The sequence below is a fragment of the Actinoplanes sp. NPDC051513 genome, from assembly GCF_044454685.1.
Taxonomy (GTDB): domain Bacteria; phylum Actinomycetota; class Actinomycetes; order Mycobacteriales; family Micromonosporaceae; genus Actinoplanes.
This window is the reverse complement of sequence record NZ_JBITDW010000020.1, coordinates 70,291-90,500: the sequence shown is the minus strand read 5'-3', so window position 1 is coordinate 90,500 and position 20,210 is coordinate 70,291. Positions and strand designations below refer to the sequence as shown.

24 protein-coding genes and 1 pseudogene are annotated in these 20,210 nt (G+C 70.1%); 10 read left to right on the top strand and 15 right to left on the bottom strand.

Annotated elements, in window-relative coordinates; genetic code table 11:
• Positions 1-74 precede the first annotated feature (74 nt).
• On the bottom strand, positions 75-299 hold the full coding sequence (locus ACIA5D_RS39325; RefSeq protein ID WP_396035593.1) for a hypothetical protein: 225 nt from the start codon (positions 297-299) through the stop codon (positions 75-77).
• Between the two features lie 30 nt (positions 300-329).
• On the opposite strand from ACIA5D_RS39325, the gene ACIA5D_RS39320 reads away from it, so the two are divergent.
• Positions 330-533, top strand: a complete 204-nt coding sequence (locus tag ACIA5D_RS39320; protein ID WP_396035592.1) for a hypothetical protein — start codon at positions 330-332, stop codon at positions 531-533.
• Positions 534-547: 14 nt separating this feature from the next.
• On the opposite strand, the gene ACIA5D_RS39315 is transcribed toward ACIA5D_RS39320, so the two are convergent.
• The gene (locus ACIA5D_RS39315) at positions 548-1,183 is read right to left on the bottom strand and encodes a TetR/AcrR family transcriptional regulator (RefSeq protein WP_396035591.1); all 636 of its coding nucleotides are present in this window, start codon (positions 1,181-1,183) and stop codon (positions 548-550) included.
• Positions 1,184-1,203: 20 nt separating this feature from the next.
• Between ACIA5D_RS39315 and ACIA5D_RS39310 the strand changes: the two genes are divergently transcribed.
• Positions 1,204-2,085, top strand: a complete 882-nt coding sequence (locus ACIA5D_RS39310) for an aldo/keto reductase (protein WP_396035590.1) — start codon at positions 1,204-1,206, stop codon at positions 2,083-2,085.
• Positions 2,086-2,227: 142 nt separating this feature from the next.
• Here ACIA5D_RS39310 and ACIA5D_RS39305 read toward each other — a convergent pair whose 3' ends face one another.
• Entirely contained in the window at positions 2,228-3,430 is a 1,203-nt protein-coding gene (locus ACIA5D_RS39305) for an alpha/beta fold hydrolase (RefSeq protein WP_396035589.1), read from the bottom strand.
• A gap of 264 nt (positions 3,431-3,694) precedes the next feature.
• Between ACIA5D_RS39305 and ACIA5D_RS39300 the strand changes: the two genes are divergently transcribed.
• The gene (locus ACIA5D_RS39300; protein ID WP_396035588.1) at positions 3,695-4,438 is read left to right on the top strand and encodes an ATP-binding protein; all 744 of its coding nucleotides are present in this window, start codon (positions 3,695-3,697) and stop codon (positions 4,436-4,438) included.
• 14 nt (positions 4,439-4,452) lie between these two features.
• On the opposite strand, the gene ACIA5D_RS39295 is transcribed toward ACIA5D_RS39300, so the two are convergent.
• The 3 genes from ACIA5D_RS39295 to ACIA5D_RS39285 are packed head-to-tail and all read right to left on the bottom strand — an operon-like array spanning position 4,453 to position 7,888.
• Entirely contained in the window at positions 4,453-6,687 is a 2,235-nt protein-coding gene (locus tag ACIA5D_RS39295) for an FtsX-like permease family protein (RefSeq protein ID WP_396035587.1), read from the bottom strand.
• Positions 6,684-7,367: an ABC transporter ATP-binding protein gene (locus ACIA5D_RS39290; RefSeq protein ID WP_396035586.1), complete on the bottom strand. Its 684-nt coding sequence runs from the start codon at positions 7,365-7,367 to the stop codon at positions 6,684-6,686. The genes ACIA5D_RS39295 and ACIA5D_RS39290 overlap by 4 nt, the downstream gene beginning before the upstream one ends.
• Positions 7,364-7,888 carry a PadR family transcriptional regulator gene (locus ACIA5D_RS39285; RefSeq protein ID WP_396035585.1) on the bottom strand — a complete coding sequence of 175 codons (525 nt, stop codon included), beginning with the start codon at positions 7,886-7,888 and terminating at the stop codon, positions 7,364-7,366. The genes ACIA5D_RS39290 and ACIA5D_RS39285 overlap by 4 nt, the downstream gene beginning before the upstream one ends.
• A gap of 216 nt (positions 7,889-8,104) precedes the next feature.
• On the opposite strand from ACIA5D_RS39285, the gene ACIA5D_RS39280 reads away from it, so the two are divergent.
• Both ACIA5D_RS39280 and ACIA5D_RS39275 read left to right on the top strand, forming a co-directional pair.
• Positions 8,105-8,353, top strand: coding sequence for a hypothetical protein (locus tag ACIA5D_RS39280; RefSeq protein ID WP_396035584.1), 249 nt, complete (start codon positions 8,105-8,107; stop codon positions 8,351-8,353).
• Positions 8,354-8,579: 226 nt separating this feature from the next.
• Positions 8,580-8,765, top strand: coding sequence for a hypothetical protein (locus tag ACIA5D_RS39275; protein WP_396035583.1), 186 nt, complete (start codon positions 8,580-8,582; stop codon positions 8,763-8,765).
• A gap of 39 nt (positions 8,766-8,804) precedes the next feature.
• Here ACIA5D_RS39275 and ACIA5D_RS39270 read toward each other — a convergent pair whose 3' ends face one another.
• Together ACIA5D_RS39270 and groL are read right to left on the bottom strand one after the other, a co-directional pair.
• Positions 8,805-9,245 (bottom strand): DUF5994 family protein, encoded by a 441-nt coding sequence (locus ACIA5D_RS39270; RefSeq protein ID WP_396035582.1) that lies wholly within the window; start codon positions 9,243-9,245, stop codon positions 8,805-8,807.
• Entirely contained in the window at positions 9,242-10,816 is a 1,575-nt protein-coding gene (gene groL / locus ACIA5D_RS39265; RefSeq protein WP_396035581.1) for a chaperonin GroEL, read from the bottom strand. Before groL ends, ACIA5D_RS39270 begins: the two co-directional genes overlap by 4 nt.
• Positions 10,817-11,114: 298 nt before the next feature.
• On the opposite strand from groL, the gene ACIA5D_RS39260 reads away from it, so the two are divergent.
• Positions 11,115-11,858 (top strand): GAF domain-containing protein, encoded by a 744-nt coding sequence (locus ACIA5D_RS39260; RefSeq protein ID WP_396035580.1) that lies wholly within the window; start codon positions 11,115-11,117, stop codon positions 11,856-11,858.
• A gap of 11 nt (positions 11,859-11,869) precedes the next feature.
• Here ACIA5D_RS39260 and ACIA5D_RS39255 read toward each other — a convergent pair whose 3' ends face one another.
• Together ACIA5D_RS39255 and ACIA5D_RS39250 are read right to left on the bottom strand one after the other, a co-directional pair.
• Entirely contained in the window at positions 11,870-12,721 is an 852-nt protein-coding gene (locus tag ACIA5D_RS39255) for a slipin family protein (RefSeq protein ID WP_396035579.1), read from the bottom strand.
• Positions 12,722-12,923: 202 nt separating this feature from the next.
• Positions 12,924-13,370, bottom strand: coding sequence for an anthrone oxygenase family protein (locus ACIA5D_RS39250; protein WP_396035577.1), 447 nt, complete (start codon positions 13,368-13,370; stop codon positions 12,924-12,926).
• 93 nt (positions 13,371-13,463) lie between these two features.
• On the opposite strand from ACIA5D_RS39250, the gene ACIA5D_RS39245 reads away from it, so the two are divergent.
• Both ACIA5D_RS39245 and ACIA5D_RS39240 read left to right on the top strand, forming a co-directional pair.
• Complete coding sequence (locus ACIA5D_RS39245) at positions 13,464-14,114, top strand: TetR/AcrR family transcriptional regulator (protein WP_396035576.1); 651 nt, start codon at positions 13,464-13,466, stop codon at positions 14,112-14,114.
• A pseudogene (locus ACIA5D_RS39240) lies at positions 14,057-14,254 on the top strand (alpha/beta fold hydrolase); the annotation flags it as partial. The gene ACIA5D_RS39245 and the pseudogene ACIA5D_RS39240, both read left to right, overlap by 58 nt.
• A 61-nt stretch (positions 14,255-14,315) precedes the next feature.
• Here the strand turns inward: ACIA5D_RS39240 and ACIA5D_RS39235 are convergent.
• The 5 genes from ACIA5D_RS39235 to ACIA5D_RS39215 all read right to left on the bottom strand — a co-directional run bounded on the left by ACIA5D_RS39235 (position 14,316) and on the right by ACIA5D_RS39215 (position 17,643).
• A complete protein-coding gene (locus tag ACIA5D_RS39235) occupies positions 14,316-14,648 on the bottom strand; it encodes a VOC family protein (RefSeq protein WP_396035574.1) in 333 nt (110 codons plus the stop codon).
• A gap of 11 nt (positions 14,649-14,659) precedes the next feature.
• On the bottom strand, positions 14,660-14,959 hold the full coding sequence (locus ACIA5D_RS39230) for an ArsR/SmtB family transcription factor (RefSeq protein WP_396035573.1): 300 nt from the start codon (positions 14,957-14,959) through the stop codon (positions 14,660-14,662).
• Positions 14,960-15,064: 105 nt separating this feature from the next.
• Positions 15,065-15,247: a hypothetical protein gene (locus tag ACIA5D_RS39225; RefSeq protein ID WP_396035572.1), complete on the bottom strand. Its 183-nt coding sequence runs from the start codon at positions 15,245-15,247 to the stop codon at positions 15,065-15,067.
• Between the two features lie 216 nt (positions 15,248-15,463).
• On the bottom strand, positions 15,464-16,420 hold the full coding sequence (locus tag ACIA5D_RS39220) for a calcium/sodium antiporter (protein ID WP_396035571.1): 957 nt from the start codon (positions 16,418-16,420) through the stop codon (positions 15,464-15,466).
• Positions 16,421-16,713: 293 nt separating this feature from the next.
• Positions 16,714-17,643, bottom strand: coding sequence for an HAD family hydrolase (locus ACIA5D_RS39215; protein ID WP_396035570.1), 930 nt, complete (start codon positions 17,641-17,643; stop codon positions 16,714-16,716).
• A gap of 115 nt (positions 17,644-17,758) precedes the next feature.
• Between ACIA5D_RS39215 and ACIA5D_RS39210 the strand changes: the two genes are divergently transcribed.
• On the top strand, positions 17,759-19,261 hold the full coding sequence (locus tag ACIA5D_RS39210; protein ID WP_396035569.1) for an arylsulfatase: 1,503 nt from the start codon (positions 17,759-17,761) through the stop codon (positions 19,259-19,261).
• Between the two features lie 53 nt (positions 19,262-19,314).
• Positions 19,315-20,190, top strand: a complete 876-nt coding sequence (locus ACIA5D_RS39205) for an SUMF1/EgtB/PvdO family nonheme iron enzyme (protein ID WP_396035653.1) — start codon at positions 19,315-19,317, stop codon at positions 20,188-20,190.
• Positions 20,191-20,210: the final 20 nt, after the last annotated feature.

Here is a 20,210-nt window from a genome sequence, read left to right as displayed (position 1 = left end):
TAGCCGGGAGCACGGGTTGGTTCACCGGCCGAGTCTCCCATCCGGGATGGAACACGTCACGTTTGAGTCCGGGGCTACAGCACAGCGCCGCGAGGCGCGAATTCGATCGCAGCGACGCCCCGGCCGTAGAGTACGACCAGCCGATCACCGTGCTGGGTGCGCAGCATTCCCGAATCCTGTGCCAGTGTCGAGATCACGTGTTCCATGACCTCGTCCTCGTCGGCGATGTCGGATCTGTCGTACGTGATGTCCATGCGGTCGCCGCCGATGAGCCGGACGCGTAGCACCGTGTTTGCCATACCTGGAAGTTAGTCCGGCGGAGCTGTCGGGTGCAGGGCGCGCGTGGGCAGGACGCCGTTGGTTCGTACCGGGTCCGGTACGAAGACGAGGTCCAGATCCACCTGGTCCCGGTGCTCCTCGGCGCCGGGCGCCGGCTGTTCGACGGCCCCTCGCCGCGCGTCGAGATGCAGGTCGTGCGAGTGATCGACACCCCGGAGGCAACGCACGTCCGCTACCGCATCAGGCGGCCGTGACCGTGCAGGTGGTCTCATTGGTCGCGGCCGAGCAGGCCGTCGACGAGCAGTTGCAGCATCCGGGTGGCCTGGTCGATGTCGGCGGCGGCCAGCATGATGCCGGCCATGCTGGCCGAGACGTCGGCCGGTTGGACGTCCGCACGCAGGCTGCCGTCGGCCCGGCCGGCGTCGAGGATGGTGGCAATGGCGCCGTTGAGATGTTCGCGGGTGTTGCCCGAGCTGATCGCGCCGCTCGCGATCACCGCGCGCAGGGCTTCGGCCATGCCGTGTTTGGTGGCGACGAAGTCCTGGTATCGGCGCATCCACTCCCGCATGGCGTCGGCCGGCGAGTGGTCGGCCACCAGTTGCGCCGCCATCGCGCAGAGGCGGGTGAGCTCGCTGCGGTAGACCTCCTCGACCAGGGCTTCGCGCGACGGGAAGTTGCGGTAGAGCGTACCGACGCCGACCCCGGCCTCATGGGCGATGGTCTCGATCTTGACGGATTCCGGGCGGGCGGCCAGGACACGGGTGGCGGCGTCGATGATGCGCTGCCGGTTGCGCTGGGCGTCGCGGCGCGCGCCGGGCCGCCGCTCGATCTCGGAAAACGGAATCGCCTCCGCTTCTGTTACCGTGGGTTCGAGCCAAGCGGAATCGGTTCCGCTTACGGTCATGATATCGGGAGGCCAGGGCCATGACCACAAAGCACGCGTACGCGTACGGGAAGCTCGGCGATCACGATGTCCTGCGGGTCGGCTTCGGGGCCATGCAACTGGAGCACGCCGGCCCGGCCGATGCCGTCAGGGTTCTGCGCCGCGCGGTCGAGCTCGGCGTCGACCACCTCGACACGGCCCAGTTCTACGGCCCGGGAACGGTCAACGACCTGATCAGGACCGCCTTGCATCCGTACGCCGGCACCCTGCGGATCGTCACCAAGGTCGGCGCGGTGACCCATCCGGCCGAGCGACTGGCCGCCGCCCAGAAACCGGCGGAACTGCGCGCGTCGGTCGAGGCGAACCTGCGCGCCCTCGACACCGACCACCTCGCGGTGGTCAATCTTCGCCGGGCCGACATGCCGCCGGGCATCACCGCCACCGGCGACCAGGTGGTCGACCTCGACAGCCAGCTGGCCGAGCTGATCGCCCTGCGCGACGAGGGCAAGATCGGCGGCATCGGCCTGAGCCACGTCAGCCTCGCGCAGCTGCGGCAGGCGCTCCCGGCCGGCATCGCCTGCGTCCAGAACCTGTACAACGTCCTCACCCGCGACCACGAGGACGTGCTGACCGAGTGCGCCGAGCAGGGCATCGCCTGGGTGCCGTACTTCCCGCTCGGATCGGCCTTCGACCGGATTCCCAGCGTCACCGACAACCCGGTGGTCATCGCGCACGCGCGCCGGCTCGGCATCACCGCGGCTCAGGCCGGGCTGGCGTGGCTGCTCGGGCACAGCCCCGCCACCCTGCTGATCCCCGGCACCCGCGACCTCGCGCACCTGACCGACAACGTCGCGGTCGCCCGGATCGGGCTGGACCACGAAGCGATGACGGCCATCGACGCGCTGGCCGGCACGCCCGCCTGACCAGAGACGACGCCGGAGCGCAGCGGCGACACCGGAGCGGCCAGACCGGGACCCGGCGCCGGAGCAGCCGGATCAGCCGCCCGCGCGCCGAGCCGGATGAGCCGCGCGATCAACACGGGGAGGCTTTCACTGCGAGCGAAGATCAGCGGTGGGACTCGAGCCAGCTCTGGATCTCGGCGATGACCTGCCGGTCGGGCTCGCCGAACTCCGGGTGGAACTTCGGCGTGATGTTCATGGTGTGCGCCATGCCCGGGTAGATGACGATCTTGTGGTCCTTGTTGCCGGCCGCGGCGACGGCGGCGTCGGCGACGATCGCGGCGCGGGCCGGGGTCTGGATGTCGTTCTCACCGTTGAGCAACAGCGTCGGGCCCGCGAACTTGGGCAGCGCCCGCGACACGGTCGGGAAGCGGGCGATGTCCTTCGCATAGCTGATCGTGTACGGGTCCAGGTCCGGCAGGTTCGGGTAGTCGCCGATATGGGTGACCTCGCGCAGCACGGCGCCGGCCTCGGCGTCGATCGCGATCCGGCCGTCGTGGTTCTTGTCGGTGCCGGCCCTGTCGTCGATCAGGATGGAGCGGAACTGGCCGGCTACCTCTTGCGGCTGACCCACCAGGCCGTCGGCCGCCTCGACGGCCGTCAACTGGCCGTCGCCGTTGACGTCGAACTCCTCGTGCAACTCCGCCAGCAGCCGGCCGTAGATCTGGAAGGTCAGCAACTGTTCGATGGGCAGGCCGACGACTCCCATCTCGACCACGCCGGCCGGTTTCGGGATGCCGAACTTCTTCGGCTCGGCGGCGAGGTTGGCGGCCACGTTGGTGCCCTCGCTGTGCCCGAGGAGGAAGATCTTCGACGGGTCCACCTTCGGCGATTTGGCGGCGAACCGCACCACCGAAGCGGCGTCCCGCTGGATCTGGTCGTACGGGTTCTTCGGCATCAGCTGGGCCGGGTCGGTGCTCTCCACCGGCCCGATGCCGGTCACGCCACGCTTGTTGAAGCGCAGGGTCGCGAAGCCATCCCGGCCGGCCGCCTGCGCGAGCGGAACGAAGGTTGTGCCCTTGCCGTCCGGCAGCGTCTGATTCATGTCGTTGTGCCCGCTGCCGTGCAGGAAGACGACCAGCGGCAGCCGACCCTCGGCGCCGCTCGGATAGGTGAGCTCGGCCTGGGTGACCCAGCCCTTGCCGAAGTCGATCCGCACCAGCTCGCGGGTGATGCCTTCCCAGCCGGACCGCTCGCGGCCGGCGGGGGCGCTCTCGGCGGCGTGGGCGACACCGATGCCGGCGGCGAGAAGGGCGATCGTGGCGATGAGCCCGGCCGTCAGGTTGCGGTAGTTCATCTTCGTCGTCATGCCGGGAACGCTATTTTCGGCAGCGATCGCGATCTATCCCGCCAGCTACCCACTTCGGGTGTAGCAGGCTGTACCTGAAGCCTGCCAGCACCATGGCCGTGGTATATCCTCAGGTTTGCGCGAAGAGGGCGTTCCTCCTCGCCAACTGCCCCGGACCCCGGCAGTGCACCCGCTGCGACAACGGGCTCGGGAGCAGTTGTGCTTGTAGATGTTCGGCCGCTGGAGCCACCGTTCCTGCTCACCACGATGACCGATCATCGGGGAGTGGCGGTGGTGGTCACCGGCGAGGCGACCACCGCCGTGGTCGAAATGACGGCTCACGGCCAGTGGTCGCAACACTTCGGAGAGCAGTTCTCCGCCGGCCTGCGCCTCTGCCTGGCCGGCCCGTCCGCCTCCATCATCATCGATCTGCATCATCTGGACGATCCGCGCGGGCTCAGCATGCCGTTCTGGATGGCGGCGTGGCGCCAGGCACGGCTCGCGCCGTCGCCCGTCCGCGTGGTGTTCTGCCTGCCCGGCATGACCACGCTGAGCCAGCGGTTGCGGAATGCCGAGGGAACGCGACCGCAGGTTTTCGCCACCGCGCCCGAGGCGCGCATCGCGATCGCGGCACGAAACTCCCATGCGGACCGGCTGCAGGCTCGGCTGTCGCCACGGCCGGATTGCGTACGGCACGCCCGCGAGCTGGCAGATCATGCGTGCCACGCCTGGCGCCTGCCCCACCTGCTGCACGACACCTCGCTGATAGCGTCCGAGTTGGCCAGCAACGCGGTGCAGCACGCCGGCACCGACTTCGTCGTCACCATGTCCCGCCATGCCACCCGGCTGCACGTGGCGGTGCAGGACGGCGCCCCCGAATTTCCGCGTCCGCATCGGCCGGAGGTCGTCAGCCCGCCCGCGACACTCGACCCTCGAGGACGCGGTTTGCTGCTCGTGCACGCGATCGCCGCCGCGTGGGGCGTCATGCCCACGCGCGGCGGCAAGGTGGTGTGGGCCACGCTGACGTGACCGTTCCCCAGGTCCTACTCGTTGCGGGCAGTTTCGGGGCCGGTTATCCGCCGCAGCAGGGGCAGGGTCGAGGCGATGATGCCGAGGGACGCGACCAAGCCGCCGATCACCAGCAGGTAGTAGGCGGGGCCGGGCGAGTGCAGCGAGTAGTCCAGCTGGGCCCGTAGGAAAAGGTGGGCGGTGAGGAAGCCCATGCCGGTGGCCAGCACGGCGACCAGCAGCAGCGGCACCGCGCTCTCCAGGGCAACGACCTGCCGCAGGGTCGCCAGCCGGGCCCCGGTCAGCCGCAGCATGCTGAATGGCCGTTTTCGTTCGGTGAGGCCACCGGCGACGCTGACCGCGAGGCTGCAGCCGGCGATCGGCAGGCTGGTCAGGATGATCACATTGGCCAGTTGCTGCCATTGGACCAGCTGTCTGCCGAAGTCGCCCTGGTGCTCGCCGTTGGTGGCGGGCAGGTCGCTGCCGGGGTAGGCGTTCTCCAGGACGGTCCGGGCGTGCTCGATGGTGGCGGCGCTGCCGTCGGTCTGGACCACGATCGACAACATCGGCTGTGCGGCCAGCTCGGCCGGGGACAGTGGGTCCGCGGGCCACACCAACACCTTCGCCTTGGTTCGATCGAACAGGTCGGCCTGGAGGTCTTGCGTCACGGCAGCCACCTGGGCGCCGGGCTGGCACTGGCCGAGCACGGGACGGGACGCGAGCTCCGAGCACGCGATCACCCCCGGGAGGACGTCGCTGGGTATGTCCGTCCGGAACCGCGGATTGAGGTGGGTGACCAGCACGCCGCGGACACCGGGCGCGGAGCTCAACGCGGGCGGGATCGCGGCCGGGTCGGTCGGCAGCGTGACCTTCTGGCCCATGTTCGGCCAGAAGTTCTGGACCAGCGCCACATTGGCGGCCGAGCCGGGATCGATCGGTGTGCCCCGGTTGTCGACGATGGTGGTGATGACGCCGCTGGCCACCGCGGTCACGAACAGCGCGAGCATCAGCCCGCTCACGGCCCGGAAACCGGCCTGCGGATTGTCGGCCAGCCGGCGCCCGGCGATCAGCGCGGCCGGCCGGCGAGCCCGTCCGGCCAGCAGCCGCGCCCCGACCATGGTCAGCCACGGCCCGGCGACGACCATGCCGATCATCACGGTGAAGATCCCGGTCAGGTATGCGGCGATCTGCCCGTTCGTGGTCTCCGGCCGCCGGCCGACGAAGTAGGCCAGCTCGGCCACGCCCAGCGCCGCCGGCGTCAGCCGCCAGATCCCTGGCGGCTTCGGGGTGACCCGGCGGGTGACGCCGAGCGGCGAGATCTGGACCCGGCGCAGGGCGACGCGGGCGGCCACCGCCGCGGCGAGGGGAATGCCGATCGCCACGGCCAGGACGTCGCGCAGGCTGAGCGACAGGTCACCGGTGAAGAACGCCGTCTCGGTGAACGTGATCGTGGCCATCGCGGGCCGCAACGCGAAGAAGACCCCGAACCCGGCCAGCAGGCCGACCACGGTCGCGAGGGTCGCCTCCACCGTGGCGATCCGCGAGACCTGCGGCGGGGTGGCGCCGATCAGCCGCATCGCCGCGAAGCGCTGCTCGCGGCGGGCGGCGGACAGGCGGGTCGCCGTGCCGATGAACATCAGCAGCGGGAAGATCAGCGCGGCGGCCACCACGGACAGCACCAGCGCCATGCCGTCGGCGTCGGTGCCGACCTGGCAGCCTGAGCAGTCGCTCGGATCGACCGACTCGATCCGGGTCACCTGTTTGGCGTAGGGCAGCCGGGACAGATGTTGCGGGGTGTCGCCGACCAGGGCGAGCAGGATGTCCGGACCGGGCAGGCCGGCGTCGGCGATGGTGCCGATCTGGCGCCCCGGGAACCGGTCGGCGAGCTGGTCGGCCGGCGTGGCCTTCAGCTCGCGGGCGAGCGCGGGTGAGACGTAGTACTCCCCCGGGCCCGGCAGGCGCGGGATGCCCGGCGGCACGGGCGCGTCCGGGCCGGTGGCGGCGACGTCGATGCGGGCGATCCGGTCGCCGTGGAAGTAGTCGCCACCCAGGAGCCACCAGGCCGGGTCGGCCGTGCCCACCACGTCGGTCTTGGCCGCGCCGGTGTTGAGCCACGCGTACCGCTCGTTCTGGTTCTGCACCGCGTTGAGCCCGGCCAGGGTGCTCAGCAGCAGGCCGGTTCCGATGGCGACGGCGACCATGATGATGGCGAGCCGGACGATGGCCTCGCGCCCGCCGGCCAGGGCGAGGCGGAGCCCCAGCCGGATCACGGGTGCACCGGCGCCGGCGCCAGCGACGTCACCTTGCCGTCGCGGACGATCACTTCGCGGTCCGCGTACGCCGCCACGCGTGCCTCGTGGGTGACCAAGACAACGGTGGTGCCCTCGGCCCGGGCCGAGCCGACCAGCAGGTCCATGACGTGCTCGCCGGTCAGCGAGTCGAGCGAGCCGGTGGGCTCGTCGGCGAACAGGATCCGCGGCCGGGCCACCAGCCCCCGGGCCAGCGCGATGCGCTGGGCCTGGCCGCCCGACAGCTCGCCGGACCGGCGGCGTTCGAGACCGTCGAGCGCGAGCCGCTCGAACCACGCCCGGGCCGCGCGCAGTGCCGGTTCGCGGCGGGTGCCGGCCAGCAGCAGCGGGAGCGCCACGTTTTCCTCGGCGGTCAGCTCGGGGACGAGCTGACCGAACTGGAAGACGAACCCGAACTGGTCGCGGCGCAATGCGCTGCGCTCGTTCTCGCCCAGCCTGTCGATCCGCCGGCCGTCGAACTGGACCTCGCCCGCCTGCGGCACCAGGATGCCGGCCAGACAATGCAGCAGCGTCGACTTGCCGGAGCCGCTCGGCCCCATCACCGCCAGGATCTCGCCGGCCGCCACCGCGAGGTCGGCGCCGCGCAGCGCCGGCGTCCGGCCGAACGAGAGCTCGACGCCGCGCGCCTCGATGATCGTCATCGCCGGACCTCGCGGCGCAGCGCGTCCAGCCGGGCGGCGGTGGTGTCGATCCACCGCAGGTCGGCCTCCAGGTGGAACAGGCCGTGGTCGGCGAGCAGCCCATCGATCAGCCCGCCACCGCGCTTGATCTCGGTCAGCTCCCGCATCCGCTGCAGGTGGGCGGCACGCTGGGCGTCCAGATACTGCTCGGCGGGCCGCTCGAGCATCAGGGCCAGGACGACCTTGGAGAACAGGATGCTCTGCAGGCTGGGCTCGGGGGCGACCGGCTCGGCCAGCCAGGCGTTCACTTCGGTGGCGCCCTGCTCGGTGATGACGTAGCGCTTACGGTCGGGACCGTCGCCCGGCTCGGCCTCGTTCATGACGATCTTGCCGTCGCGGGCGAGGCGGCCCAGCGTCGAATACACCTGCCCGAACGGCAGCGGCTTCCCCCGGCCGAAGAACGTGTCGTAGTCGCGCTTGAGGTCATAGCCATGGCTCGGCTCACGCTCAAGCAGCCCCAGCAGTGTCAGCGGAACACTCATGGGCCGACCCTACACCGAGGGTATACCTCGCGTATATACCCCGAGTTGCCCTCGGGGTCCGGTGTCCACCGAAACGCGGCCGGCTCGAGGTGTTGACGATCCGAAGGCGGGTAATGTCGAAGTCTGCTCGCCCGAGACCCTGGCGGCGTTTCGTACCCGACGACGTCGAGCGGAGCGGCAATGCGGTCAACCGAAACGGCCGGCGGATCGGTGATCATGTCGGCCACGACCATCGGCGGCCTCGTACGCGCGGCGGCGAATCTCGATACCGATGCCGTGATCGCCGCGGGCCCGGGCTGGGACGACGCGACGCTGCCGGCCATCACCGTGAGCGCGGCCCTGAAGGCGACACTCGCGCGCCTCAGCTCGGGCGGCGAAGGTGCCGATGAGAGCGGAGACCGGGAAAAGGAAACCCCGGCCAGCCCCCGGCGCCGGGGCAGCAGGAGGGCGACGCATGTAGGCTGAGGTTGGCAAGTTCGCGAGGCCCTCGGACGTAGCCCGTTGCAGGAGTTGGGCGCCCGCATGAACGACATGCGGAAGAAGGCGCCGCGCAACCCGGCTCATCCCTCGGCGCTGAAGTAGGCGGTCGACGCGATCACGGCCCAGCAATCCGTGATCGACCGTGCCGCCCGGGCTGCCGCCTCGATCGCCCCTGCCAGCTCCGCTCACCGACCGTACAGAAGGACCGTGAATGACACCGAATCACGACCATGCGAGCTTGTTCGTGGCGCCGCCCGCGCCGCACGGCGCCGAGGCCGACGGCCGACCGCAGTCGACCGTCGACGACGGAGCCGAGGCGATGCGCCGGCACCGTGACCCGTTTGCGGTCCGATCATCGATCAACCGTCGGCAGGCAGTCGAGCGCACGGCCGAGTAGCCGGCGAGCTCCAGGTCGCCGTGGGCGTGACACCCCTCGTCAGCCGGCCCGCTCGATCCTGGCCAGGATCTCGGGAGCGCGGTTTTGGTCGCCGGAGTCTGCCGCTGCCGACAGTGCCGCTTCGGCCGCGTCCGGCGTCGCGTCGGGCGGCACCACCAACAGGTCGAAACGGTCCCGGCCGAACTCGGTCATGACGGTGACGAGCCCAGCCGGCTGTGAGGTGAACCAGCCGAGCCGGACCGCGGCCGAGCCGGCCCCCAGCCGGCGTCGATGAGGCATATCCCATTCGGTGGCGCCGAGCAGCACGTGGGTGATCTCGCCGCGGAGGCCGCCGAGCGCCTCGACCAGCGACGGGAGTTCGGCCGCGGCGTCGGTCGTGCGGGGCCACCAGGCCCCGTCGAGGGCGGCCTTGCGGGTTTGCCCGCCGTCCAGCTTGAGCCGTACGGCGGACTGTGCCGGCCTGTTCGTGGTGATGGTCATGACGGCTTCTCCGCGACGAGCACCTCGGTGGTGAGGAACAGCGCGGCGATCGACGCGGCGTTCTGCAGCGCGGATCGGGTCACCTTGGCCGGCTCGACGATGCCGTCCTCGACCATGTCGACGTACTCGCCGGTGGCGGCGTTGAGACCGTGCCCCGCCGGGAGAGAGCTGACCTTGCCGGCGACGACGCCGCCTTCGAGGCCGGCGTTCTCGGCGATCTGGCGCAGCGGCGCGGTGAGCGCGACCCGCACGATGTTCGCGCCGGTGGCCTCGTCGCCGGTCAGGTCGAGCTTGTCGAACGCGGTGTCGGCGGCGTTGGCCAGCGCGACCCCGCCCCCGGGCAGCAGGCCTTCCTCGATGGCGGCCTTGGCGTTGCGCACGGCGTCCTCGATGCGGTGTTTGCGCTCCTTGAGCTCGACCTCGGTGGCCGCTCCGACCTTGATCACTGCGACCCCGCCGGCCAATTTCGCCAGTCGCTCGTAGAGCTTCTCCCGGTCGTACTCGGAATCGGTTCTGTCGATCTCGGCCCGGAGCTGGGCAACCCGCCCGCTGATCTCGCCGGCCTCGCCACCGCCGTCCACGATGGTGGTCTCGTCCTTGGTGACCACGATTCTGCGGGCCCGGCCCAGAACGTCGAGCCCGGCGTTGTCCAGGGTGATACCGACCGTCTCACTGACGACCTGACCCCCGGTGAGCACGGCGAGGTCGGCCAGCATGGCTTTGCGCCGGTCACCGAACCCGGGCGCCTTGACCGCCACCGACCTGAACGTGCCACGGATGTTGTTGACGACCAGGGTCGCCAGGGCCTGTCCCTCGACGTCCTCCGCGACGATCGCCAGCGGCTTGCCCGCCTGCGCGACCTTCTCCACCATGGGCAGCAGGTCGTCGAGTTGAGAGATCCTGCCGTCGACGATCAGCAGGTAGGCGTCGTCGAGGACCGCCTCCAAACGCTCGGCGTCGGTGATGAAGTAGGGGGAGATGTATCCCTTGTCGAAGCGCATGCCCTCGGTGAGCTCGAGCTCGAGGCCGAAGGTGTTGCCCTCCTCGACCGTGATGACGCCTTCCTTGCCGACCTTGTCCATCGCCTCGGCGATCATTTCGCCGACGGCCGGGTCGGCGGCGGAGATCGAGGCGGTGGCGGCTATCTGCTCCCTGGTCTCGACGTCCCGGGCCTGATTGCCCAAGGCCTCGATCACCACGGCGACGGCCTGCTCGATGCCGCGCTTGAGCGCGATCGGGCTCGCCCCGGCGGCGACGTTGCGCAATCCTTCGCGTACGAGTGCCTGGGCCAGCACGGTTGCCGTCGTCGTGCCGTCCCCGGCTATCTCGTCGGTCTTCTTCGCGACCTCCTTGACCAACTCGGCGCCGAGCTTCTCGTACGGGCCGTCGAGCTCGATCTCCCGGGCGATGCTCACCCCGTCGTTGGTGATCGTGGGTGCCCCCCACTGCGTGCCCAGCACGACGTTGCGACCCCTCGGGCCCAGCGTCACCTTCACCGTGTCGGCGAGGACATTCATGCCCCGCTCCAGGCCACGACGGGCCTCTTCGCCGAATGCGATCAATTTAGCCATCTGCGGAATCCTCAACATCGTCGTGCCCACGTGCAGCACCTGCTCGGGCCGACCTGCGATGACCGCTGCTACGGTCCCCCTCCGGGGGTGCCATCCCATTCGGTTGGCACTCGCGCCAGGCGAGTGCTAACAACAGTGCAGCACCCATCCCCGGAAAGCACAACCTGCGATCTCCGCCTCCGCGGCGCACGATGAGGATGTGCACGCGGTCTTCTCGTTCCCGCTGCAGGTCGGAGCGGTCGAACCCGACCATTCGTGAGCACCCGCCACGCCCATGTCAGTAAGGCCAGGAGCACACATGACCACCATTTCCGCGCATCGGCTCGCGAACGTCTTCGTCGAGGTCGCCGACACTCTCGTCGACGAGTTCGACCTGATCGACTTCCTGCACATGCTCACCGACCGCATCGCGACCCTCGTCGGAGCGTCGACGGTCGGGCTGTTGCTGGCCGACGAGCATGGCCGGCTGCAGTTCATGGCAGCGTCCGACGAGAACACCAAGCTCCTCGAACTGTTCCAGGTCCAATACCACGAGGGCCCCTGCCTGGACGCCTTCAACACCGCCCGGTCGGTGATCAACGCGGACCTGCGCCAGGCCGAAGCCCGATGGCCGCGTTTCGCCCCCCGCGCCGCGGCGGCCGGGTTTCGCGCGGTGCACGCCTTCCCGCTCAGGCTCCGCAAGGAGGTGATCGGCGCGCTGAACGTCTTCGGCGCCGAGGTGGGCGGCGGCTTCGACGACGGCGACGTCCAGATCATCCAAGCGCTCGCCGACGTCGCCGCGATCGGGCTGCTGCAGGAACGGGCCATCAGCCGCGGTGAGGTCCTCACCGAACAGCTCCAAGGCGCGCTGAACAGCCGGATCGTCATCGAGCAGGCCAAAGGCGCCGTCGCGCAGGCTCGCGGAATCAGCCTCGACGAGGCGTTCACGCTCATCCGCGGCTACGCCCGGCGCAACAACCAGCGGCTCGGCGACATCGCGCACGCCATCGTCACCGACCCGGCCGGCCCGGCGACCATCGCCGGCCCCAGCGGTCGCTCCTGAAAGGGCCCGGCTCAATCCATCGTGGAACTCGGTTTGCCGTTGGGCGGGGCCGGCTTGACCGCCAGCACCGCCGCTGTGGGCGCGACGGCCGCCGCCGCGGCGTTCTCACGGGCGATGAATGTGCCGAGCTCGCCGATCGTGCTCATCAGCGGGGCGGGGAAGACAACCGTGGTGTTCTTGTCGACGCCGAGGTCGACCAGGCTCTGCAGGTTACGCAACTGCAGCGCGAGCGGGTGCGCCATCATGATGTCCGCGGCGGAGCCCAGGGCGTCCGCGGCGAGCGCCTCGCCTTCCGCGGCGATGATCTTCGCGCGCTTCTCCCGTTCGGCCTCGGCCTGCCGGGCCATCGCGCGTTTCATGGTCTCCGGCAGCTGAATGTCCTTGAGCTCGACCAGGGTGACGACCACGCCCCACTCGGCGGTGGCGACATCGAGGATCTCCCGGATGTTGACGTTGATGCGGTCGGTCTCGGACAGGGTTTCGTCGAGGGTGTGCTGGCCGACGACCTTGCGCAGGGTGGTCTGAGCGATCTGATTGATCGCCGCGCCGACGTTCTCGATCGCGACCACCGACTTCACCGCGTCGACCACCCGGAAATAGGCGACGGCGGACACATCGACGCTGACGTTGTCGCGGGTGATGATGCCCTGCGACTGGATCGGCATAGTGACGATCCGCAAGCTCACCCGGTTCAGCACGTCGACGAACGGGATGATCACGGTGAGGCCGGCTTCCCGGACGCCGATGACGCGGCCGAGCCGGAACAGGACTCCCTGCTCGTACTGCTTGACGATCTTCAAGGCGAGGGCGAGGAGGAGCAACGCCACCAGAGCGACGATGACGACGATCCAAACAACTGACATGACGGATTTCCTGACCCCGGACGTAGCCGGATGCCGATGCTCGAGGCGGCGCGGAACGGGCCGGCCTCATCGGGAGGACACGTCCGCCGGGCGGCGAGGCGTCAGCCACCGGGGTCTGGAGCGACACCTAGACCGTACGTCGGCGCTCGCACACCCTGCCGCCACCGCGGGCGCACTGTGACACGACACATGGGACCGGCCGTCAGACGAGGGCGACAGCGAACAGGGCGAAGGCGAGCACGATGACGGCCACGCGCACGTAGTGGAACCGGTCCCACCGATGCATCTGCAGTTTCCAGTCCGCGGGCGCGCCGCTGTGCGACCAGGTCGCCACACGTGAGTTGATCGGCACGAGCAGCAGGATCGACATCACGACGCTCAGCACGAGCAGGGCGGCGCCCACCGCGATGAGCGTCGCGCCGGCGTCCCCCCACGCCGATACGGCCCACGCCGCCGCGAGGACGAGCGAGCCGATGTACCAGAACGGCATGACCCGGCCGAGCACGCGTGCCCCGTCACTGCGTGCGTCGAGCCCGCCATTGTTCGGAAGCCGGTCGAATATCGGGTTGACGAACACCGCCACCGCGAACTCGACGCCCACCATCATTCCGACCACAACGACCGTGACCACGGCCAGCACGTCTTGCATGTCCCCTCCCAAGGCACTTTCTAGCATCGCTAGATTTCAAGTCGATGCTAGACCTATCGCCGCTCGATTGTCTAGCGGTGCTAGAGTTGGCACATGCCGGCACACGAACGCAAGGAACGCGAGCGGGCCAACCGCCACAGGCTGATCGTCTCCACCGCGCGCGAACTCGCCGAGACCCAAGGGTGGGACGCCGTCACCACCCGCCGGCTCGCCGACCAGATCGAGTACAGCCAGCCCGTGCTGTACAGCCACTTCCGGGGCAAGAACGAGATCGTCGGAGCGGTCGCGCTGGAGGGATTCGCCGAGCTGGCGGAGGCATTGCGCGCCGCGGTGCCGCAAGGGCCCGCCGGCCGGCCGGTGGTGACGGCATTGGCGAGCGCCTACATCGACTTCGCCGCGCGCAACCCCGCCCTGTACGACGCGATGTTCATCCTCGACAACGGCCTCCCCTTCGCCGACGAGGCAACGCCCGCGCCGCTGCGGGAGGCGTTCCAAGCCCTGCTCGACCCTCTTGCCGGCCACGCGCACCCCGATGAGCCGGGATTGTTCGTCGAGACCTTCTGGTCGGCCCTGCACGGACTGGTCACCCTCACCCGCGCCGGACGCCTGCCGGCCGACCGGGCCGCCGATCGCCTCACGCTGCTGGTCGACCGCTTCGTCCCCCGGAGAATCGCGATCGCGGCCTCGACCCGGCCTGGCGCAACAGGCCCACCTGGTACCTCGCGGCCGGCGACGACCGCATGATCCCGCCCGCGGCGCAGCGCACGATGGCCGAGCGCGCCGGCGCCACGGTGAGCGAGGTCGCCGCCAGCCACTCGGTCTACGTGTCCCAGCCGCAGGCCACGGCCGACCTCATCAAGCAGGCCGCCTCGGCCGGCGACTGACCGCGGCGAGTGGTGGGCTCCGCCCCTGAGGCGGGGCCCATTTCGCCCGGCCGCTCTCCCGTTACTGCTGGATCAGCGTCAGCACATTGCCGGCCGGATCGGTCACCTGAGCCTTGACCACCCAGCCGTTGTCGGTGCGGGGCATGACCACGGTGCCGCCGAGCTCGACGGCGTGAGTGAGCGCTGCGTCCAGGTCGGCGACCGCGACGCCGATGGTGACCGAGGCCGTGTCGGCGTCGATCAGCGCGCCGTCCGGGCCGCCGTCCGGTGTCTGCACCAGGGCGTAGCCGGGGCCCTTGGCGTCGACGCGCCAGCCGAGCAGGCCGGCGTAGAAGAGGTGCTGCTCCTTCTCGTTCGGGCCGGTGATGTCGAAGTGCACGACGGGACTCTGCATGGGACCGCTCCTCAGGGCGTTTCGGTCGGGAACGAGGTCGGGAACGAGGTCAGCCACGCGGCGAGCGCGGCGACCCGGTGCGGGTCGGCCCGGTACCACCGGTAGGTGCCCTCCCGGGTCAGCACCGCCAGCCCGGTCTTACGCAGGACCTTGAGGTGCTCGGAAACGCTGGCCGGCGCCAGGTCCAGCGCGTCGGCCAGCGTTCCCGCCGGCATGGGCTGCTCCCAGCACCGCCGGAGGATCTCCCGGCGGGCGGGGTGGGCCAGGGCCCGCAGCAGCTCGTCGGCTTCCTCGTCGGCGAGCACTGTCACCGGCCGACTATTTCGGATCAACCCGAAATAGTCAAGCACCGCAGGTGGCCGCCGGGCCATCGGTCAGCTGCTAGGTTGATCGCAGGTGTGCCGGCCACCGTCCGGTCACCGATGCCGTCGAAGATGACGTCGGCAGCCTGCTCGTCGATCACCCCGGGCGAGCGCCGGATCGTCCTGGCAGTAGGACGGCAGCGCCATCCGCAGCACCTGCGTGCCCGCCAGCACGGTGGACGGCCGGCCCTTCGCGTCGACCACCACCAGGCCGGGCAGATCCTGTGCCGCCAGCACCCGTGCCGCGCCGCGCCGGCATGTCTTCGCGCACGGTGGTCATCGGGATCGCCACATCACCTGCGCGCATGATCTGACCCTACGCCGCGCTCGGTGACCACATCGACGTCCACGCGGCTCAGCCTGCACCCGCGGCGTGGGTTTCGCCTCGGCCGGCAACTCAGCCCACCGGTCGTGGGCCGACCGCGGGATCGCGACCCACTCGCGGAAGGTCCGTCAGGCCGACAACAACAACGGCGCCACCATCGCGTACCCCACGGTCAGCACCACGCCGTCGAGGCGGGTGAGCCGGAGGCCGCGCATCAGCAGTAGCCAGGCGAGGCCGGCGCTGAGGATCATCGTGACGACCAGGACGACCCCGGCGTACGCGGTCGCGCCGTCCGCGAAACCGATGACCGCGCCGCCGATGAGGCTGTTGAAGAGGTTGCTGCCGAACAGGTTCCCGACCACCAGATCCGACTCGCCCCGGCGCTGCGCCTGCACCGAGGTGACCAGCTCGGGCAGCGACGTTCCGAGCGCCACCAGCGTGAAACCGATGACGAGCTGCGACACGCCGAGGCTCTCCGCCACCGCCGACGCGCCGTCCACCAGCAGCTGCGCACCGGCCAGCACGCCGAGAAGACCCAGCACCGCCCGTACCGCTTCGGTCCATGTACGCCGCCCCGGCTCGTCCGGACGAGCGACGAACTCCTCGACCTCGTCCACCAGCCCGGCCTCGGCGCGGCCGGCCCGCGCCCACCGCACCAGCAGCCACAGAGCCGCCACGCCCGCCACGGCCAGGACCACACCGGTCAGCACGTCCAGACCGGCGACGACGGCGAGCAACCCGAACAGGGCGACCGCCGCGAAGGCGAGCGGCACCTCCCGCCGGATCACCCGCGAGGCCACCGGAATCGGGGCGATGATCGCCGCGAGACCGAGCAGCAACGTCAGGTTCAGGATGTTCGAGCCGACGATGTTCCCCACGGCGAGGCCGGTGTCGCCGCGGGCGGCGGCGAGACCGGAGACCAGGAACTCCGGAGCCGAGGTTCCGAGGCCGATGACCACGACACCGACGACGACCGGAGAGATCCGCAGCCGCCGCGCCAACCGCGAGGCGCCGAGCACGAGATGATCGGCCGCGAAGGTCAGCAGAACCAGGCCGGCAATCGCGCCGGCGACATCGACGACCATGGTGCGCTCCCCTGCGGACGGCGTCGTACCCCATCGCCGACCAGGCTTCCCGGCACACCTTCGCTCACCATAACGGACGGGTCCTAACAACCGGTGACGCCGGCCGGATTTCGCCTCGCAGGGATGGTGTCTGCTGCCGCTGCGGCACAACCAGCACACCGCGCCCGCGTCGGTGCCCATTCATCCGAGCGGGCTGCTCGAATGCGGGCGTGGGCACCCGGGTGCAGCTCGGCTGGCACGCGGCGCGCAAAGGCTGGGCCTGATCATCATCGGGCCTGATCCACTGGGCTTGATCAGAACACCGTCGACCAGTCGTCGCGGACGCTGACGACCGTCCAGCCCTGACGCTCCGCCTCCTTCAGCGCCTGCTCGGAGCCCGCGATGTAGTCGAACTCCCGTTCGGCGTCGTCGTGCTTGACGAGCAGCCGCAGGGACGGCTTGCCGGGGTGCTGGGCGAAGTTGAGCATGGCGATGTCGCCGTTGGAGTTGCCCGCGGCGAGCAGCGGCCGGCGGCCGGTGCGACTCCAGATCCGGACCGGCTTCTCCGGGCCGTCGTCCAGGTAGTCGGCCTCGGCCCGGTGGATGATCGTGCCACCCCGCTCGTCGCTTCGATACTCGAGCGCCACGGTGCTGCCGATCACCCGCTCGCGCGGGATGCCGTACACCTCCTGGCTGATCGGCCGCATGAAGTCCCGGCCGCCGCCGGAGGCGATGTAGTTGGTGAAGCCGTTGGCGGCGAGGTGATCGAGCAGGTCGATCATCGGCGCGTAGGTGCAACGGAGGTATTCGCGGCCGAGCGTCGGGTGCTTGACCTCGCGCAGGAACTGCTCGGACTGCGCCTCGAAGTCCTCGACCGTGATCCCGTCGTACGCCGCGAGGATGCCGGCGGCGAGCACTCGGACATTACGGTCGTCTCCGGCGTAATGCTCGTCCAGGACGGCGGAGAGCCAGGCGTAGTCCCGGTCGTAGGCGGCCTGCCACGGCTGGCGGACCCGCAGGGCCGGGTCGGCCGAGGCCATCGCGGTCAGCCGGCGCAGGATGAAATCCAGCTGGATGGGCATCGGCTTCTCGCACCACAGCGTCCCGTCGTTGTCGAAGACCGCCACCCGCTCCTCGGCCGGCACCTCCACCGACGCACGCCGGACGAACTCCAGGACCGCCCGTTTCGCGGCCCCGTCCCGCCAGCTGGCCAGCGCCGTGTTCTCCGTGGTCGTGTTCGTCATCCACCGACCATCGGTCACTGGGCCGGTCCGTGCCTCACCCGGGCGGGATGAGGCAACCGGGCGGCGACCCCGATTGACTCGGCCCTGGACGCACTCGATCGACGCGGAGGTCACGATGCCGACGGACCGGCCGAACATCCTGGTCATCTGGGGCGATGACATCGGAATCTCGAACCTCAGCTGTTACAGCGACGGCCTGATGGGCTACCGGACGCCCAACATCGACCGGATCGCGGACGAGGGCGCGCGGTTCACCGACTACTACGGCGAGCAGAGCTGCACGGCCGGGCGGGCCGCCTTCATCTGCGGGCAGAACCCGATCCGTACCGGACTGACCAAGGTGGGTATGCCGGGCGCGACCGTGGGCCTGCAGGCGGAGGACCCGACCATCGCGACGGCGCTCAAGGCGCACGGATACGCGACCGGCCAGTTCGGCAAGAACCACCTCGGCGACCGCGACGAGCACCTGCCCACGGTGCACGGCTTCGACGAGTTCTTCGGCAACCTCTACCACCTCAACGCGGAGGAGGAGCCCGAGCTAGAGGACTACCCGCGTCCCGAGGAGATGCCCGAGTTCCGCAAGCGCTTCGGCCCGCGCGGCGTCATCCACTCCTGGGCGGGCAAGGACGCCACCCAGCGGATCGAGGACACCGGCCCGCTGACCAAGAAGCGCATGGAGACCGTCGACGAGGAGTTCTTCGCCGCCGCGTCCACCTTCATCCGCGACAAGACCACCGCCGAGCAACCGTTCTTCGTGTGGTTCAACTCCACCCACATGCACTTCCGCACCCACGTCAAGCCGGAGAGCCGAGGCCAGGCCGGGCGATGGCAGTCCGACTACCACGACGCCATGGTCGACCACGACAAATTGGTCGGTGACCTGCTGGGGCTGCTCGACGAGATCGGCATCGCCGACAACACCATCGTCGTGTACTCGACCGACAACGGGCCGCACATGAACACCTGGCCGGACGCCGGCATGACCCCGTTCCGCGGCGAGAAGAACTCGAACTGGGAAGGCGCCTTCCGGGTGCCGGCGGTCGTGCGGTGGCCCGGCCGGATCGCCCCCGGCACCGTCTTCAACGACATCGTGAGCCACACCGACTGGTTCCCGACGCTGCTCGCCGCGGCCGGCGTCCCGGACATCGCCGCGCAGCTCCGGGCCGGCGCCGACCTCGACGGCACCCGGTACCACGTCCACCTCGACGGCCACGACCAGGTCGACTACCTCACCGGTCAGTCCGAGGTCAGCGCCCGCCAGCACTTCTTCTACGTCTCCGACGACGGGGACCTGACCGCCGTGCGGTTCGGCAACTGGAAGCTGGTCTTCCTCGAGCAGCGGGCCACCGGCACCCTGCGGGTGTGGGCCGAACCCTTCACCGAGCTGCGCGTACCCAAGATCTTCAACCTGCGCACCGATCCGTACGAACGAGCCGACATCACCTCGAACACCTACTACGACTGGGTCCTCGACCACGCGTGGATCGTCGTGCCGATGCAGGCGTACGTGTTCAACATGCTGCAGAGCTTCGCCGAGTTCCCCCGCCGGCAGAAGCCCGCCAGCTTCAGCCTCGAACAGGTGCTGGCCAAGCTGCAGTCCGGAATCACCAGCACGTGAAAGCGGCCCCAACCGTCGACGACCTTCTCTGGGTGCCCGGGGGCACGTTCCGGATGGGCTCCGACGGCCACTATCCCGAGGAGGCGCCGGCCCGGGACGTCGAGGTCGACGGCCTCTGGGTGGGCCGGACCACGGTGACGAACGCCGCCTTCGCCGCGTTCGTCGCCGCGACCGGCTACCGGACGGTCGCCGAGCGACCGCTGGATCCGGCCGACTTCCCCGGCGCCCCGGCCGAGAACCTGGCGCCCGGGTCCATGGTGTTCGTCGGCACCCCGGGGCCCGTGGACCTGCGCCACCTGAGCCAGTGGTGGGTGTGGGCGCCGGGCGCGTCCTGGCGTCACCCGGAAGGGCCGGGCAGCGACCTCGACGGCCGCGCCGACCACCCGGTGGTGCACGTCGCGTACGAGGACGCCGAGGCCTACGCGGCCTGGGCCGGACTGGCGCTGCCCACCGAGGCGCAGTGGGAGCACGCGGCCCGGGGTGGCCTCGACGGGGCCACCTACGCCTGGGGGAACGATCCCGAGACACCAGGCCGGCGGCTCGCGAATTACTGGCACGGCGACTTCCCCTGGCGCGCCGAGAAGGGCTACGGCCGCACCGCGCCGGTCGGCTCGTTCCCGCCCAACGGGTACGGGCTGGCAGACATGGCCGGCAATGTCTGGGAGTGGACGCAGGACTGGTACGCCGAGCGTCGCTGGGCCGGTCTCTCCGCCTGTTGCCTGCCCCGTGACCCGCGTGGCGGGCGGCCCGAGGAGAGCTACGACCCGGCGCAGCCGCAGATCCGGATTCCCCGCAGGGTCATCAAGGGTGGCTCGTTCCTGTGCGCGGACACCTACTGCCTGCGCTACCGACCGGCCGCGCGCCGGCCGCACATGGTCGACACCGGCATGAGCCACATCGGATTCCGCTGCGTCGCCCCGGCGCGCTGAACCCGGTCGGCCCCGGCGAC

Excerpts from the sequence above, each read along its gene's own strand:
- ACIA5D_RS39325 (WP_396035593.1), bottom strand. The coding sequence starts at position 299 with ATGGCAAACACGGTGCTACGCGTCCGGCTCATCGGCGGCGACCGCATG.
- ACIA5D_RS39315 (WP_396035591.1), bottom strand. The coding sequence starts at position 1,183 with ATGACCGTAAGCGGAACCGATTCCGCTTGGCTCGAACCCACGGTAACA.
- ACIA5D_RS39310 (WP_396035590.1), top strand. The coding sequence starts at position 1,204 with ATGACCACAAAGCACGCGTACGCGTACGGGAAGCTCGGCGATCACGAT.
- ACIA5D_RS39305 (WP_396035589.1), bottom strand. The coding sequence starts at position 3,430 with ATGACGACGAAGATGAACTACCGCAACCTGACGGCCGGGCTCATCGCC.
- ACIA5D_RS39290 (WP_396035586.1), bottom strand. The coding sequence starts at position 7,367 with ATGACGATCATCGAGGCGCGCGGCGTCGAGCTCTCGTTCGGCCGGACG.
- ACIA5D_RS39285 (WP_396035585.1), bottom strand. The coding sequence starts at position 7,888 with ATGAGTGTTCCGCTGACACTGCTGGGGCTGCTTGAGCGTGAGCCGAGC.
- ACIA5D_RS39280 (WP_396035584.1), top strand. The coding sequence starts at position 8,105 with ATGTCGGCCACGACCATCGGCGGCCTCGTACGCGCGGCGGCGAATCTC.
- ACIA5D_RS39275 (WP_396035583.1), top strand. The coding sequence starts at position 8,580 with ATGACACCGAATCACGACCATGCGAGCTTGTTCGTGGCGCCGCCCGCG.
- ACIA5D_RS39270 (WP_396035582.1), bottom strand. The coding sequence starts at position 9,245 with ATGACCATCACCACGAACAGGCCGGCACAGTCCGCCGTACGGCTCAAG.
- groL (WP_396035581.1), bottom strand. The coding sequence starts at position 10,816 with ATGGCTAAATTGATCGCATTCGGCGAAGAGGCCCGTCGTGGCCTGGAG.
- ACIA5D_RS39260 (WP_396035580.1), top strand. The coding sequence starts at position 11,115 with ATGACCACCATTTCCGCGCATCGGCTCGCGAACGTCTTCGTCGAGGTC.
- ACIA5D_RS39255 (WP_396035579.1), bottom strand. The coding sequence starts at position 12,721 with ATGTCAGTTGTTTGGATCGTCGTCATCGTCGCTCTGGTGGCGTTGCTC.
- ACIA5D_RS39250 (WP_396035577.1), bottom strand. The coding sequence starts at position 13,370 with ATGCAAGACGTGCTGGCCGTGGTCACGGTCGTTGTGGTCGGAATGATG.
- ACIA5D_RS39245 (WP_396035576.1), top strand. The coding sequence starts at position 13,464 with ATGCCGGCACACGAACGCAAGGAACGCGAGCGGGCCAACCGCCACAGG.
- ACIA5D_RS39235 (WP_396035574.1), bottom strand. The coding sequence starts at position 14,648 with ATGCAGAGTCCCGTCGTGCACTTCGACATCACCGGCCCGAACGAGAAG.
- ACIA5D_RS39220 (WP_396035571.1), bottom strand. The coding sequence starts at position 16,420 with ATGGTCGTCGATGTCGCCGGCGCGATTGCCGGCCTGGTTCTGCTGACC.
- ACIA5D_RS39215 (WP_396035570.1), bottom strand. The coding sequence starts at position 17,643 with ATGACGAACACGACCACGGAGAACACGGCGCTGGCCAGCTGGCGGGAC.
- ACIA5D_RS39210 (WP_396035569.1), top strand. The coding sequence starts at position 17,759 with ATGCCGACGGACCGGCCGAACATCCTGGTCATCTGGGGCGATGACATC.
- ACIA5D_RS39205 (WP_396035653.1), top strand. The coding sequence starts at position 19,315 with ATGGGCTCCGACGGCCACTATCCCGAGGAGGCGCCGGCCCGGGACGTC.